Raw genomic sequence first — 16,171 nt, forward strand, 5'->3', positions numbered from 1 at the left:
ACCAATGACTAACATTATTCCTATATTCCGCAAACGCCAACCCCGGTTTTTAACTCCAAGTTGGCTGTTATTATCGCTGCTGACACTTGGTTTAACTAGCAGTTTACACAGTGTGCAAGCAGCCACTCCCCCAACTCCACCAGCAGAACTAAATAATTTACTAACACAAATTGATACAGCCGCTAGTAAAGGCAATGCTCAAGCCGTACTTCAATTCTACAGTCCCAATTTTACCAATGGAGATGGCTTAAACCGTACAAACTTGGAAAAAGCCCTGGTGACTCTTTGGAAACAATACCCCCAATTACGCTACACCACAAAGCTGCAATCATGGAAATCTGAAGGTAATGCCATTATTGCCGAAACAGTCACTAACATTTCTAGCGCCTCATCCACTAACGCTAATAACTTGGCGCTGAATGCCACAATCACATCCCGTCAAAGAATTGCAGGCGGCAAAATTGTCAGTCAAGAAATCTTAGGAGAACGGACTCTGATTACTAGAGGTAATCAGCCACCCCAACTAGATGTGAAATTACCCCAGCAAGTAAAAGTTGGGCAGCAGTATAGTTTTGATGCCATTGTGAAAGAACCATTGGGAGAGGATTTTCTACTAGGGGCAGCAATGGAAGAACCTGTCAAAATCGAAAAATATCTCAACCCTGCACCTTTAGATTTGCAATTACTCACATCCGGTGGCATCTTTAAAGTTGGACGCGCCCCTGCAACTCCTGGTAATCACTGGGTTTCTGCCGTGGTTGTTCGGGGTGAAGGAATCACAATGGTAAGTCAGCGTTTAAGAGTAGTTAAATGAAGTCTGAAGCACATAGCCCTCAGACTGAAGTCTGGAGCTATACAAACTAAACCCACCTGCGCGGGTTTGATATCCTTCAATCTTCACCTTGGTCAATAGTTCAGAATTATTGGACAATTAACACTGGACTATTGACTATTGACTAACAATGATTTCCCTACAAAATCAAATTGTGTTAATTACTGGTGCAAGCAGTGGAATAGGTACTGCTTGTGCCAAAGTTTTTGCTGGTGCTGGTGCAAAGTTGATTTTAGCGGCGCGACGGCTGGAACGTTTGCAGCAGTTAGCAGACAGCTTAAACCAAGAATTTGGGACAACCACTCATTTATTACAGCTAGATGTGCGCGATCGCCCTGCGGTAGAATCAGCAATCAATAGTCTGCCTGCTGAATGGTCGAATATAGACATTCTCATCAACAACGCCGGTTTGAGTCGCAGTTTAGATAAGCTGCACGAAGGCGACTTTCAAGACTGGGAAGAAATGATAGATACCAATATCAAAGGTTTGCTTTACCTCACCCGCTATGTCGTTCCGGGAATGGTCAGCCGTGGTCGTGGTCATGTGGTCAATCTTGGTTCCATCGCCGGACATCAAACTTACCCTGGTGGGAATGTTTACTGTGCAACGAAAGCTGCGGTTAAAGCAATTTCGGAAGGTTTAAAACAAGACTTGTTAGGTACTCCAGTCCGCGTTACTTCTGTTGATCCTGGGATGGTAGAAACAGAATTTAGTGAAGTGCGGTTTCATGGCGACGCGGAACGCGCCAAGCGAGTTTATCAAGGCGTAAATCCCTTAACTGCTGATGATATTGCTGATGTGATATTTTTCTGCACCACGCGATCGCCCCACGTTAACATTAACGAAGTCATCCTCATGCCAGTAGATCAAGCCAGCGCCACTCTCGTCCATCGTCATCATTAAGTACTTTATATTACGGCTAAAATCTTTATACTTAGAAAGTTTATAGATATGTAGGTTGGTGAAACGAAGTCAAACTTAATAAATACAAGGTTTTAATTTTTGATTTTTGTTTCTCAACCTACATTTGCAGTATTTTAAATCAGTATATTTTTTAACGTCTTACTTAAAACTTTAACAATTACTTGCAACTCATACTCATTTCGACTATGATTTATTTAAAGAAATCAAATAAATCATCCCAGCTATGGAGAGCCTTGTTATCGGTGTATTTGCTAGTCTAGGAGCCGGACTAGCTACAGCCATCGGAGCCTTACCTGTTTTACTCCCAATTAACTTAACGCAACGAGTACAAGGAATCATGCTGGGGTTTGGTGGGGGAGTGATGTTAGCGGCCACATCCTTTTCATTAATTATGCCAGGGACAGAAGCCGCAATGGCTCAAGGTTTATCCCAAACAAATGCGGCATTAATTATTGTTGCAGGGATGTTGTTAGGAGGAGCATTCCTCCAACTAGCTCATCGTTTTTTACCCCACGAACACTTTTTTAAAGGCAAGGAAAACTTTCATGGCAATAATCTTAAGCGAATTTGGCTTTTTATTGCCGCAATTACTATTCATAACTTCCCCGAAGGATTAGCCGTCGGCGTGAATTTTGGCAATAATAATATTAGTGATGGCATTCCCGTAGCCTTGGGAATTGGCTTACAAAATATTCCCGAAGGTTTAGTAGTTGCCTTATCATTAGTTGCTGAGAAATATTCAGCCACTTATGCTTTATGGATTTCTTTACTCACAGGTTTAGTCGAACCCATTGGTGGTTTAATTGGTGCTGGTGTGGTGAGTATTGCTAATTTTGTTTTACCTTGGGCAATGGCATTTGCAGCCGGAGCAATGTTATTTGTCATTAGTGATGAAATCATCCCCGAATCACATCGCAAAGGCTTAGAAAAAGAAGGAACATTCGGTGTCATGTTTGGCTTTGTAGTGATGATGTTTTTAGATATTGCTCTGGGATAATTTAGCTAGTACAACAAGGCAAAAGTAAAAAATCAAAAGGAAAAAGAAAAAATATTGATACTACAAGCCTTTTAGTAATTCCTTATGGTCTGTTTATTTACGCCATGCTGTACTAGTGAGAAAGTTAATTAACCAGTTAATTTGTCATTTGTCATTGGTAAAAGTTTGATTTTATTTCTCAAAAAACAGTACACCTAAAATTACAGTTTTCCATTCTCAACTTTCACAAATAATTTCCAACTCAAAAGGAGCGAATTATGAACTTCACTCGCTTTGAACATCTTAACCTTGCTTGCAAAGACATTGCAGCCAGCCAAAAATTTTATCAAACTCTATTTCCTGATTGGTATGTACGTGCTGAAGGTGTGTATAACGGTAGTCGTTGGTTACATTTTGGTAATGACCAATTTTATTTAACTTTGAATGATTATTCAGAGCAGAATCGAGTGTCACAACCCTACGAAAGCATTGGTATTAATCACGTCGGCTTTGTCATTAAAGACGGCGAAGGAATGCAAAAATTGCTAGAAAACGCGGGGATTGAATATTACACACTTACAGCACCAGAAACCAAGCACAGAATCTATGTCAATGACCCCGATGGTAATGAAATTGAGTTAGTAGAATATCAACCAGATTATGCGCTGAGGTAAATATAATTCCTAGACATTACTTGTGAATTAACAAAACAGAATACATCCGCTACTTCGCCAGAATTCTCTAATTGAATTCTGTGCGAGTAGTAGTGCTTTACCTCACGCTCTTATTCTGATACCAATTCACGAAATTACAGTATCAAAACTTTACCATTCACCGACATAAGTACCTAAAGAACGGGCGCTGTGTATCAAATAACTGCCGGGATCGACGGGTGATGGGCTTTTAGCGACTACATCTGCAATGGGAACAGGGACGACTTGCCCATTTTGCCAAGCTACCATCTGGTCGTATTTTTCTTGAGCAATTAAATCTACAGCAGCTTTGCCAAAAACTGTAGCTGTGAGTCTGTCTAAGGCAGAAGGAATTCCACCACGTTGAATATGTCCTAAAACAGAAACTCGTGTATCTACTTCATGGTTGGTACATTGAGTGATTTGGTCTGCAATGTATTGTCCCATGCCACATTTTAATGATGGGTATTTGTTATTGAGTTCTAAACCGCAACTGTTACCAAAATCAGCTACGCAAGGTGAAATACCTTCCGCAACGACAACAATGGCAAATTTCCGCCGCCAAGTATTTCGCAGTTCGTCGAGATGTTGGCATAAACCGGGAATTGTGTAAGTTACTTCGGGGATTAAAATTACATCTGCGCCGCCGGCAATACCGGAATGTAAAGCTAAATGTCCGGCGGTGCGTCCCATCACTTCCACAATCATGACGCGATCGTGGCTGGCGGCGGTAAATGTGAGACGATTGAGAGCATCGACAATTGTATTCACAGCCGAATCAAATCCGATCGCTCTTTCTGTTAAAGCAACGTCATTATCTATAGTTTTGGGAATCGTAATTAAATTCCAATTACCAAGCGTCGCTAGTTGATGAATAATATTCATACTGCCATCACCGCCAATGGCAATCAAGGCATCTAACTGTAATTCTGCGTAACTAGCAATCATCTCACCCGCACGGGCTAGGGTATCGCCTTTATTGATTGTGCCGAGAATAGTACCGCCCATATTCAGCAGGGGATCGATACCGCGCAAATCCCAACCGTGGACGCTGAGTGCGATCACTTGTCGCTCTAATAAACCTTGTGTAGCATAAGGAATACCAACAACTTCCCAATTGTATGTGAGTGTGGCATGACTCACAACTGCACGAATTACACAATTCAAACCCGGACAGTCGCCGCCACTAGTCAGAATACCAATACGTTTTTTCATATTTATATGTCATTTGTCCTTTGTTATTAGATCAGGACTTACGCAGAATCATGAAAAAACTTAGACGCGCAAGCGGCTTCCCGAAGGGTACCGCAAAGGACACGAAGTTAAGAGGATTCGAGAGGGTTCTTGCGTAAGTCCTATAGATGTCTCCCTTACACCCCTGCACCCTCGTACCCCACTCCCAGTTTTAGCCATGATAATAAGATGGTTCATAAACTCGCCCCCATTCAGGTTTATATGTCCGCAAAGCTTTCATATATTGGGCGCGTTCAAAGGCGCTGGGATTTGGGCAATTTTTCTGACTCATGCTACCTTGTAACTGCCGGACTGATTCATATTCGTGTTTTTCCATCCATTGGCGCATTTCCTCCTCAATGCAGTGAATGTGATTAATGCCTTGATGCAGCAGTACAGAACACAACATAGTAATATTTGCGCCCACCATCAGCATTTTTAAGACATCTTGGCCGTTGTGAATACCACTGGTTGCGGCTAAGTCGGCATTGATGCGATCATAGAGAATAGCAATCCAACGCAGAGGTAAGCGGATATCTTGGGGAGTGCTTAAAAGTACGTTTGGTTGGACTTCCAAGGTTTCGAGGTTGATATCTGGTTGATAAAATCGATTGAACAACACCAAAGCATCAGCCCCAGCATCATCTAAACGCTGGGCGAAATTGGCCATATTGGTAAAATAGGGACTCAGCTTGACTGCAACGGGAACATTCACAGAAGCTTTGACGTTACGCACCATATTGACGTAACTTTCCTCGATATCTTCTCCTGGAAGTTCCGTGTCAGTTTGGACGTAGTAAATATTTAATTCTAGTGCTGAAATACCTGCCTGTTTTAAAAGCCTAGCGTAGTCAGTCCAGCCATCTAAAGAAGAACCATTCAAGCTGGCAATAATGGGGATATCGACTTTTTCCTTAGCTTTGTGAATTAGTTCTAAATATTCGTCTGGGCCGATGCGAAATCTTTCTGGTTCAGGAAAATAAGTCAGAGATTCAGCAAAACTTTCTGTGCCATAAGTTAAGTGATGATGCAGTTCGTAACTTTCTAAGCTTAACTGTTCTTCAAACAGTGAGTGCATTACAACTGCACCAGCACCAGCATCTTCCATGCGTTGAATGTTATCAATATTTTCTGTTAATGGAGATGATGAGGGGACAAGGGGCGATCGCAATTGCATCCCCATGTATGTTGTAGTTATGTCCATATCACTTTATTCCTAAATAGTTGAGAGGTGTGAAGTAATGCGATTTCTTAAAACCCCTCTCCAAACCTCTCCCCGAAGCGGGGAGAGGCTTTGAATCTTCCTCCCCTGCCCTTGTAGGGAAGGGGTTGGGGGTTAGGTTTTGAGAGAAAGCTGAAGTATGAAATTTCACACTTCATACTTTTCTGCTGCTAAATATTGATATGTTTGCCATCGGGTATTGACATCGGCTTGGGCTTCTTGGAGTAACTGCTTGGCTGCTTCTGGGTTAATTTTGGTCAGCATCTTGAAGCGGTTTTCTAGATACATCGATTGTTCTATCGAGAGTTTTGGTGTGCGGGAGTCTAGTTGTAGGGGGTTTTCGCCAAGGTTGCGGAGTTCTGGGTTATACCTATACAGTAGCCATCTACCTGAATCAACGGCGGCTTTTTGATTGTGCATACCTTGGCTCAAATCTATGCCGTGGGCAATGCAATGACTGTAAGCGATAATTAATGATGTCCCAGGATAAGCCTCGGCTTCTAAAAAGGCTTTGAGCGTTTGTTCATCTCTCGCACCCATCGCCACACTCGCAACGTAGACGTTACCGTAAGTCATGGCGATTAAACCTAAGTCTTTTTTGGGTGCAGGTTTACCACCAGCAGCAAATTTGGCGACGGCGGCTTTAGGAGTGGATTTGGACATCTGTCCGCCTGTGTTGGAATACACTTCTGTGTCAAGCACTAAAATATTCACATTGCGACCACTGGCGAAGACGTGATCTAGTCCCCCAAAGCCGATGTCATAAGCCCAACCATCACCGCCAATAATCCAGACGCTCTTTTTAACGAGGTAGTCGGCAATACTCAGCAGTTCTTTGGCTTTGGGGTGATTAATAATTTCTAGCTTGTGTTTGAGGATAGCAATGCGATCGCGTTGTTCGCAAATATCGGCTTCATCTTTCTGCACAGCATTCAAAATACTATTTGCTAGTTCTTCTCCTACCACTGGCGCGAGTAAAGTCAGCATTTCGGCGGCGAATTGGGCTTGTTTATCAATAGAAATGCGAAAACCTAACCCAAATTCGGCGTTATCTTCAAATAAACTATTAGACCAAGCAGGGCCTCGTCCTTCGGCGTTTTGTGTCCAAGGTGTTGTCGGTAAGTTACCACCATAAATCGAAGAACAACCTGTGGCGTTGGCAACAATCATGCGATCGCCAAACAACTGTGTTGCTAATTTAATATAGGGAGTTTCCCCACAACCGCCGCAAGCACCAGAAAATTCAAATAGCGGTTCTTGCATTTGCTGTTGGTTGATATGATTTAGCTTCAAGTTGCGTCTATCAGGGTTGGGAAGATTTAAGAAGAAATCCCAATTTTGCCGTTCAGCTTCTCGCAATGGGGGTTGCGGTTCCATATTGATAGCTTTTTTGCGCGTTTCGCTTTTATTCTTCGCCGGACACACATCTACACAAATACCGCAACCTGTACAATCTTCGGCGGCTACTTGGATAGTGTATTTTAAGCCGTGCCAATCATGGTCTTTGGCATTGGTACTCTTAAAAGTGGGCGGTGCATTTTCTAGTTCTTGGGGTTCGTAAACCTTGCTACGAATCACACTGTGAGGACACACCATCACACATTTACCACACTGCACGCAGACATCTGCATCCCATACAGGAATTTCTTGGGTAATGTTGCGTTTTTCCCATTTAGCAGTTCCGGTGGGGTAAGTTCCATCCACAGGTAACGCACTCACAGGTAAATCATCGCCACATTTAGCAATCATTGTACCTAGCACTTCCCGCACGAAAGTTGGTGCAGTATCGGGTACAGGTGAGCGCAGTTTAATGTGACTATCTATACCTGCTGGAACTTTGACTTTATGGAGATTATCTAAGCTGCGGTCTACGGCGTTGAGGTTCATTTGGACAATTTCATTGCCCTTTTTGCCGTAGGATTTGGTAATTGATTGCTTGATTTGGGCGATCGCTTCTTCTCGTAACAACACACCAGACAAGGCAAAAAAGCATACTTGCATTACCGTATTTATTCTGCCGCCCATCCCCGCTTCGCGGGCAACTTTATAAGCATTAATTACATAAAATTTGAGTTGTTTTGCAATAATTTGTGTTTGGACTAATCTCGGTAATTTCTGCCAAACATCTTCTACATTGTAAGGACTATTTAATAAGAAAGTTCCACCAGGAATAATATGCGCCAACATATCAAACTGTTCTAAAAATCCCCATTGGTGACAGGCGACAAAGTTGGCTTGGCTAATTAAATAAGTGGAGTGAATAGGTTGAGAACCGAAGCGGAGATGGGAAACCGTCACCGAACCAGATTTTTTCGAGTCGTAGACAAAATAACCTTGGGCGTAATTATCAGTTTCCTCGCCAATAATTTTGATGGAGTTTTTATTTGCACCCACAGTTCCATCGGAACCCAAACCATAGAAAATTGCCCGGACTATATTATCTGGTTCAATGTGAAATTCTGGGTCATAATCTAAGCTGGTATGGGTGACATCATCGTTAATACCAATGGTGAAATGATTTTTGGGTGTAGTCTCTGCCAAATTATCAAACACAGCTTTAATCATCGCCGGTGTAAATTCTTTGGAAGATAAACCATATCTTCCACCCACTACACCCTTACACCCCTGCACCCCTACACCCCAAACTTCATGCAAAGCAGTGATGACATCCAAATACAATGGTTCACCGGACGCGCCAGGTTCTTTAGTTCTGTCTAAAACGGCAATGCTGCGAGTCGTGGCGGGTAATGCAGCGATAAATCTTTGGCTATCAAAGGGACGATACAACCGCACTTTGACTACACCAACTTTTTCACCACGGGCATTGAGATAATCTACGGTTTCTTGGACGGCTTCGCAACCAGAACCCATAATCACGATAATTCTTTCGGCGGTGCGATCGCCATAATATTCAAATAATTGATATTGTCGCCCTGTCATTTGGGCGAACTCATCCATAATTTTTTGGGTGATATCTGGACAAGCATCATAATAAGAATTAACTGTTTCTCTGGCTTGAAAATAAACATCAGGGTTTTGGGCTGTACCCCGTAACACTGGTTTATCAGGAGTTAAGGCGCGGGAACGATGGGCAAATACTAATTCATTGGGGATGAATGCGCGTAAATCTTCTTCATTTAATAGTTCTAATTTATCAACTTCGTGGGAAGTGCGAAAACCATCAAAGAAATGTAAAAAAGGAAGGCGAGATTCTAAACTTGCTCTTGTAGAAATTAAAGCAAAATCATGGGCTTCTTGCACAGAGGCGGCGCATAACATTGCAAAACCAGTCCCACGACAAGCCATAACATCACTATGGTCGCCAAAAATTGAGAGACCTTGGGCGGCGAGCGATCGCGCAGCAATATGAAATACTGTAGGTGTGAGTTCTCCCGCTATTTTGTACATATTCGGGATCATCAACAATAATCCCTGAGATGCTGTGAATGTGGTTGTTAAAGAACCTGTTTGTAAAGCACCATGCACTGCACCTGCTACGCCGCCTTCACTCTGCATCTGTACTACTGTTGGTACAGTTCCCCAAATATTTGGTTTACTTTCACTCGCCCAAGCATCCGCCCATTCAGCCATCGGCGAAGAAGGAGTAATTGGATAAATTGCTATGACTTCATTCAGTCGATAGACAACTTGAGCTACTACCTCATTACCATCTATGGTTGCAAAGGTTCTCTGATTCATTTTCCTGTCTTCCCTCTGCCTTTGGCTTTTCTTCTAGACTTTGCTGTTTCTAAGTTGAAGTTAGGAGAAAAACATGAGGAAGTTGTGAGGAAAATTACATATTCGGACACCCAGGCATATTATCTCCAAGCAGCAACCGTGCCAGACTGGGTAAAGCTTCACCGTATGTAGGATGGATGTGAACCGATCGCTCTAACAATTGCCAAGTTGCTCCTGCTTCCATCAGGGATAAAAATACATGAACTAGTTCAGCAGTTTCGTACCCTACTAAGGTTGCTCCCAGGATTTTGTCTGTTTCGCGGTCGATTACCATCCGATAAAATCCGAGGTCATGCCCCCACTCGATCGCACGCGCAATTTGGCTCATGGGTAAGGTGACAGTATGGGCGTTGATACCTTGTTTCTGAGCCTGTTCTAAGGTCATACCCACCCGCCCTACCTGGGGTTCTGTGTAAACAGCATAACCAAGGACGCGATCGCTGCGTGTGCGGTTTTCTCCACACAAAATTGCTTTTAAGCGGCGATAGTCTTCCCATGACACATGGGTAAAAGCAGGCTGTTTGGCAGCATCTCCGATGGCATAGACTCCAGAACAGGTAGTCTGGAACTGGTCATCAATTTTGACAAAGCCTCGCTCGTCTAGCTCAATGCCGCTGGCGGTTGCATTTAAGGCACTTGTATTGGGTTTGCGTCCAATCGCCACCAGCAACGCTTCTCCCTGGAGTTGTTCGCCATTGCTCAGGGTTAAACTAAACACATTATTCTCGTGGGCGACGTGATTCACATTGACTCCAAAGTGGAGATGTATCCCATCCTGCTTGAATGCTTCTGCTAAGACCTTGCTGACATCAGGCTCTTCCTGTCCAAGGACGCGATCGCCCCGCACAATTAAGTGGGTCTGACTGCCCAACCGCGCTAGTCCTTGTCCCAATTCCAAGCCAATATAGCCGCCTCCAATCACCAATAAACGGGCTGGTAAGGTATTCAAGTCAAAGAAGTTACGGTTAGTTAAGTAGGGCGTTCCGGCAAGTCCGGGAATATCAGGAATTAGTGATGACGTGCCTGTGTTAATAATTACTAGAGGAGCCTGAAAGTTAACATCCCCACCTTTGACCGTCCGTTCACCGACAAAAGCAGCTTCGGCACAAATGACTTTAACACCCGCAGTCTCCAATCGCTTGTGAATCCCTTGATTAAAGGTGCTGCGGATGCCCCGAACTCGCTCCATGACCGCAGGGAAATCCACTTGAACCTCTGTGTGGATGCCTAACTTCTGACTCTGGCGCGCCCGACCTGCTGCATGAGCCGCTGCTAAGAACGCTTTGGACGGAGTGCAACCATAGTTAATGCAACTGCCACCTAAAGCATCCCGCTCAAACAAGACAACCTTACGTCCTTCATTGGCAAAATCAGCCGCCAGTGGAATGCCTCCTTGACCACTGCCGATCACGATGACATCTGCTGTTTCCATCAGCGCGACACTCCTTGGAGATAGTTGGCTTTCATCACACTCTCACACTCAAAGTTAAAACCTCTCTGCCTATTGAGGTAGGTGTGGATTAAGCGATGACATTTAAACCTAGCGAAGTCCACCAGCAATGTACAGCGTTTCGCCAGTGATCCAGGCTGAATCGGCAGAAGCCAGGAAGACAACAGCAGGGGCGATGTCTTGTGGCTGCCCAATCCTACCCAGTGGTGTTTGCGCTTCAATCTGTTGGCGGCCTTCACCCTCAGTAATTCCTGCTGTGTGCGTACCCTCAGTTTCCACCATGCCAGGATTAATGGAGTTGACTCGAATCTGGCGGGGGCCTAACTCTTTAGCTAACGACTTTGTGATAGCATCAACAGCCGCTTTGGTAGCACTATAGATTGAGGCGTTCGCAGGTGTAAAAGTGCTGACGAGAGAACTGATATTGATAATGCTACCGCCTGTCGAACCGAAGTGCTTTATGGCTTGTTGTGAGGCGAGGATTAATCCCAACACATTCAAATCGAATTGCTTGTGGAAGTGTTCTTCGGTGATGTTTTCAAGTGGGGAAAATTCATAAATTCCAGCATTGTTGACTAAAATATCCAGCCTACCGAATGTTTGCTGTGTCTGTGCAAACAGATGTTCAATCTCTGCTTTTTTGGCAACATTTGCCTGGAGAGCGATCGCCTTGCCTCCGTTGCTGACAATCTCGTCAACTACACGATTGGCTGCTTCTTGGCTAGATGCGTAGTTGACGACAACGCCTGCACCTTCGGCTGCCAGATGTTTGGCGATTGAGGCACCAATACCTTTCGACGCACCTGTAACGACTGCGATTTTGCCATCTAGTTTTGTCATACCTGTGATTCCTGTGGTTGTTGGGTTTAAGATATCTGTCCGAAATAGGTGCGAACTTAGATAACTGCATCCGCGATCGCTAACTAATCGATCAATTGCTACTTAATAGGTTGATACATAGCTGAATTTCAGCAGTCTAATTTTGATGATCTGATTGCGCGTTCCGGGACTGATCTTACTTTCAATCAGTTATCGTGATTAGTTAATTTTTGGTTAAACTTAGACTATCGATGTTCTTAATTTAAAATACCAGTTAACTTAGAGCGTACACACTTAGTGACATCAACGAGTAACGATAAAAGCACCCAGAGCGATCGCTACAACATATCATGAACATAAATAGGTTCCAATCAGGTGTGATATTATTTAACGCTGATTCCAGTCAAATTACTCCAGTTATTTGATTTAAAACAAAATTATCAGGTTGTGCGTGGTATTTGTAATGTTCTGTGTGAAAAACTGTGAACTGAGACGCACAACTCTAGATATTGCACAATAAATTTAGTTCGTTGTGGTGACTACCAACAAATGCCAACTACACTTGCTGACGCACAAAATTTAGTTTCTGACCTCATCTCCCGCTACTCATCCCGTGTAGATTATTTGATGATTCGCCTAGAGGAAGCAGAAGGGACTGATATCTTGTTGCGTGGCGACAAGGTAGAAACCCTCAGTGAAGGTATTTCCATTGGTGGACATATTCGCGCTTGCTACAAAGGTGGCTGGGGTTTGAGCAGTTTTAACCAGCTTTCTACTATTAAAGAACGAATTGAAGAAGCGATCGCAGCTGCCCGGATGGTAGGTGATGAAGAAACTTTACTAGCGCCCATTGACCCAGTGCAAGCAGTCTGTCAATTACCTCTACTAGGTACAGATCCACGTAAAATTAGCCTATCGCAGAAAAAACAATTGTGCGATCGCTACACTCAACTATTAAAAAGTGTTGACACCCAAATTACTACAACTTCCGTTCGCTACGGTGATAGCGCCCAAAGAATCATCATTGCTACCTCCGAAGGTACACTGATTGACCAATCTTGGGTAGATATGGAAATGCGCTTCGCTGCCACCGCCAGAAACGGCGAAACCGTCCAAACCGGAAGAGAAACTACAGGTTCTCGTAAAGCCTACGAAGATTTAATAAATTTAGATGAACAAGTCAAAAGTGCAGCTCAAAGAGCAGTTGCAGCTTTATCTCTCCCACCAGTTAAAGGTAATACCTATACCGTAGTTATTGACCCCATCCTCACAGGTTTATTTGTTCATGAAGCTTTTGGTCATCTTTCCGAAGCTGATATGGCTTACGAAAACCCCGACTTACTCGAAGTTATGACCATCGGGCGGCGCTTTGGGCCAGAAGAACTACAAATTTTTGATGGTGCAGCCCCAACCGGACACCGTGGTAGTTATTTTTATGATGATGAAGGTACACCCGCCACAACCACCCAACTTATCCAAGATGGGGTTTTAGTCGGAAGGTTGCACTCACGAGAAACCGCCGGCAAATTAGACGAAGCCCCCACTGGTAACGCCCGTTGTCTCAATTATCACTTCAGCCCGATTGTCCGAATGACTAATACCTGGATAGAGCCAGGAAAAACGCCAGTCGCCGATTTATTTACAGATATCAAAGAAGGAGTCTACGCCCGTAACTGGTTGGGGGGGATGACTAATGGTGAAATGTTCACTTTTAGCGCCGGGGAAGCATGGATGATTAGAAACGGCAAAATTGCTGAACCTGTCAGAGATGTCACACTGTCGGGTAATGTTTTCCAAACCCTAGCTGATATTGAAGCAATTGGCGATGACTTCTACTGGGATGAGTCTGGTGGCTGTGGTAAGGGAGGGCAAAATGGTTTACCTGTAGGTTGTGGTGGCCCCAGCCTCCGCATTAGAGATGTCGTTGTAGGTGGAGAAGTTTAGTTAAATGCGTAATGCGTAATTTATAATTACAGATTACGCATTACGAATTATCTATGATTTTTTTGAGTGAAGCCATCCACATATCTGGCGGATCAGCATAGTAATCTATTTCTGCAACTTGATATCGCAATAATTCAGAACCACAACGTAAAATAATGTAATCACAAGGCTGAATGCCTTGCCCTATGCCTGTCATTCTTCCTTCTAAACCATAATTGAGCCACTCAAATACATAATCTTCACCTGGAATAAATTTACTGTAATTATGTGTTTTATATTTTGGCTTTAGTTCATTAACTGACATAACTGATAGTGGCAACCAATTGAAAAAAATTAAAACTTAAAGTCATATTTTTTTCCGTAAAAAACTAAAAACATCGATATATCTTGAGCAATAAGCAATAGTGAAAAAGCAGTATACTTCGACTGCTAGAGATAACTTGTTATGTAGATGAACCAATAGGTTGAATTAGCAACCATTTCATCATTTTATAAGCAGGATTCAGAATTGATGCAGATTTTTTGTAGACTTAATTCCGAATTTTAATTGTTTAATTTTTATCTAAAGATAATATCCGTGTTGCTGATGATGCTAACCATAAAATCTATCAATGATTCAGGTTATTGTATTGGACTGCTCAAAGATGGGTTTAGTACATAAATTATAGAAGTATAAAAGGTAGTGTTCACATCGAATTTATTAAAAATTCAATTAAGAACGCTTGAGACATAAGTCTTGATTACTTGACTTTCGATTATATATAAATATATGTATTCAGGATGACAGTCGAGCGTCATTTAGCTGAATTTTTATCAAAAATACAACATTTCAAGTTATTTCAGTACTTATGGTGGAAATTCACATTCCAAATCTTCATCAACTAAGAATATAATTAGCCTGCGTTCGGCTTTGCTGTTGCTGATAGGCTAGACAGGCTTTGTTTTTATAGCCCTAGACTTTCAGTCTGAGGGGTTTATGATAAATTTGTATTTTTTTGGAAAGCCACATCCACCTGAATCAACAACGATTCTGGGGTAGAAGAGTTATCTAAAACAACATCAGCACGGGATATTTTTTCGGCTAAAGGTAGTTGGCTTTGCATTCTAGCTTGTGCTTGTGCTGGATGAAGATGATTGCGCTGGATTAATCTTTGCAACTGTTGTGTTTCTGAACAACTTACTACCCAAATTTCTGTAACTAAATGTGTCATTTTTGCTTCAAACAGCAGTGGAATCACAAACACCAAAGTTTCTGCGGTAGATGTTGCAATTGCTTCTAGAAAACAGTTACCCACATAAGGGTGAATCAAATCTTCTACCCATTGGCGTTCTTGTTGATTTTGAAAAATAATTTCGCCTAATTTTTGACGGTTGAGATTACCATCAGGAAGTAATATTTGTTCACCGTAACGTTGAGCGATCGCCTTTAAAATAGGTGAACCAATAGATACTGCATCCCTAGCATAAATATCAGCATCAAAAATCGGCAGATTATAAGCACTGGCTAAATAATTAGCAACAGTGCTTTTACCTGTAGCAATTCCTCCAGTTAAACCGATGATGCGTTTGGTCATTAGTCAGTGGTCATTGGTGATTTTCTTCCTATTTTCTGGGTTGGGGGATAAGGGAGACAAGGGGGATGAGGGAGACAAGGAGGACAAGGAAGAGTTTAGCACTCATTACTCATCACTTCCTTATACCATTTCACGAAAAATTTGATACAGATGTAAACCCTAAAAGCTTTGCTGTATCTAAGTTTTTTAATTGCGTTAGTGTAGCGGTAGCGAGCCTGCGAGCGTCATTGCGAATTGCGAATTGTGAATTGGTATTACCACTTCTTGTAAGGTAAGAATTTACCATTCATTGTGACTTTAACGCGATCGCCTTTGGGGTCTTCTACTTTTTCGATGTCTAAGGTAAAATCAATTGCACTCATAATCCCATCACCAAATTTTTCCTGAATCACTTCTTTCATCGGTAGACCGTAAACTTGCATAATTTCGTAGAACCGATAAATTAAGGGATCGGTAGGGACGACAGGGCCTAAACCTTTGGTGGGATAGCTAATTAGTTCCGCAATATCTTCAGAATCAAGCCCTAACACATCAGCTAGTTTTTGTGCTTCCTCTAGAGAAGCTGTTGCTTGACGATAAAACAAAGCCGCAATCCAGACTTCATCTCGTCCTAAAACTTGTTCTAAATCTGTAAAGGTTAATCCTTTGAGTTTTTTTGCAGCCAGCAGCTTTTGAGTTAATGCGGGAATTGACATAGTAGACTCTGATACTAATTTTAGATTTTGAACCAGGGATAGTATACTTTGCCAAGACAGTCTGTATGTTG

Annotated in this window: 13 protein-coding genes; 5 read left to right on the plus strand and 8 right to left on the minus strand. The window is 42.7% G+C overall.

Annotation, left to right across the window (positions count from 1 at the left end; translation table 11 throughout):
- The first annotated feature begins 4 nt into the window (after positions 1–4).
- The 4 genes from ACX27_RS07490 (at position 5) to ACX27_RS07505 (ending at position 3,407) form a co-directional block, all read left to right on the plus strand.
- On the plus strand, positions 5–814 hold the full coding sequence (locus ACX27_RS07490) for a hypothetical protein (RefSeq protein ID WP_062298206.1): 810 nt from the start codon (positions 5–7) through the stop codon (positions 812–814).
- Between the two features lie 148 nt (positions 815–962).
- Positions 963–1,736, plus strand: coding sequence for an SDR family oxidoreductase (locus tag ACX27_RS07495; protein WP_062290396.1), 774 nt, complete (start codon positions 963–965; stop codon positions 1,734–1,736).
- Positions 1,737–1,980: 244 nt separating this feature from the next.
- Positions 1,981–2,754, plus strand: coding sequence for a ZIP family metal transporter (locus ACX27_RS07500; protein WP_062290399.1), 774 nt, complete (start codon positions 1,981–1,983; stop codon positions 2,752–2,754).
- 257 nt (positions 2,755–3,011) lie between these two features.
- The gene (locus ACX27_RS07505; protein ID WP_062290401.1) at positions 3,012–3,407 is read left to right on the plus strand and encodes a VOC family protein; all 396 of its coding nucleotides are present in this window, start codon (positions 3,012–3,014) and stop codon (positions 3,405–3,407) included.
- A gap of 150 nt (positions 3,408–3,557) precedes the next feature.
- Here ACX27_RS07505 and ACX27_RS07510 read toward each other — a convergent pair whose 3' ends face one another.
- The 5 genes from ACX27_RS07510 to ACX27_RS07530 all read right to left on the minus strand — a co-directional run bounded on the left by ACX27_RS07510 (position 3,558) and on the right by ACX27_RS07530 (position 11,908).
- Positions 3,558–4,640: an ATP-dependent 6-phosphofructokinase gene (locus ACX27_RS07510; protein ID WP_062290403.1), complete on the minus strand. Its 1,083-nt coding sequence runs from the start codon at positions 4,638–4,640 to the stop codon at positions 3,558–3,560.
- 190 nt (positions 4,641–4,830) lie between these two features.
- Positions 4,831–5,862, minus strand: a complete 1,032-nt coding sequence (locus tag ACX27_RS07515) for a dihydroorotate dehydrogenase-like protein (protein WP_062290406.1) — start codon at positions 5,860–5,862, stop codon at positions 4,831–4,833.
- A gap of 165 nt (positions 5,863–6,027) precedes the next feature.
- A complete protein-coding gene (gene nifJ / locus ACX27_RS07520; RefSeq protein ID WP_062290409.1) occupies positions 6,028–9,579 on the minus strand; it encodes a pyruvate:ferredoxin (flavodoxin) oxidoreductase in 3,552 nt (1,183 codons plus the stop codon).
- Between the two features lie 94 nt (positions 9,580–9,673).
- Entirely contained in the window at positions 9,674–11,050 is a 1,377-nt protein-coding gene (locus ACX27_RS07525) for a dihydrolipoyl dehydrogenase family protein (RefSeq protein ID WP_062290412.1), read from the minus strand.
- A 108-nt stretch (positions 11,051–11,158) separates the two neighbouring features.
- Positions 11,159–11,908, minus strand: a complete 750-nt coding sequence (locus ACX27_RS07530) for an SDR family NAD(P)-dependent oxidoreductase (protein WP_062290416.1) — start codon at positions 11,906–11,908, stop codon at positions 11,159–11,161.
- Positions 11,909–12,436: 528 nt separating this feature from the next.
- On the opposite strand from ACX27_RS07530, the gene ACX27_RS07535 reads away from it, so the two are divergent.
- Positions 12,437–13,831 (plus strand): TldD/PmbA family protein, encoded by a 1,395-nt coding sequence (locus ACX27_RS07535; protein ID WP_062290420.1) that lies wholly within the window; start codon positions 12,437–12,439, stop codon positions 13,829–13,831.
- 40 nt (positions 13,832–13,871) lie between these two features.
- On the opposite strand, the gene ACX27_RS07540 is transcribed toward ACX27_RS07535, so the two are convergent.
- From ACX27_RS07540 to cynS, 3 genes are all read right to left on the minus strand, one after another.
- Positions 13,872–14,135: a hypothetical protein gene (locus ACX27_RS07540; protein ID WP_062290424.1), complete on the minus strand. Its 264-nt coding sequence runs from the start codon at positions 14,133–14,135 to the stop codon at positions 13,872–13,874.
- A gap of 670 nt (positions 14,136–14,805) precedes the next feature.
- Positions 14,806–15,405 (minus strand): dephospho-CoA kinase, encoded by a 600-nt coding sequence (coaE, locus tag ACX27_RS07545; RefSeq protein WP_062290428.1) that lies wholly within the window; start codon positions 15,403–15,405, stop codon positions 14,806–14,808.
- Between the two features lie 254 nt (positions 15,406–15,659).
- Positions 15,660–16,100 (minus strand): cyanase, encoded by a 441-nt coding sequence (cynS, locus tag ACX27_RS07550; protein WP_062290431.1) that lies wholly within the window; start codon positions 16,098–16,100, stop codon positions 15,660–15,662.
- Positions 16,101–16,171 lie beyond the last annotated feature (71 nt).

The organism is Nostoc piscinale CENA21 (assembly GCF_001298445.1).
GTDB classification, from domain to species: domain Bacteria; phylum Cyanobacteriota; class Cyanobacteriia; order Cyanobacteriales; family Nostocaceae; genus Nostoc_B; species Nostoc_B piscinale_A.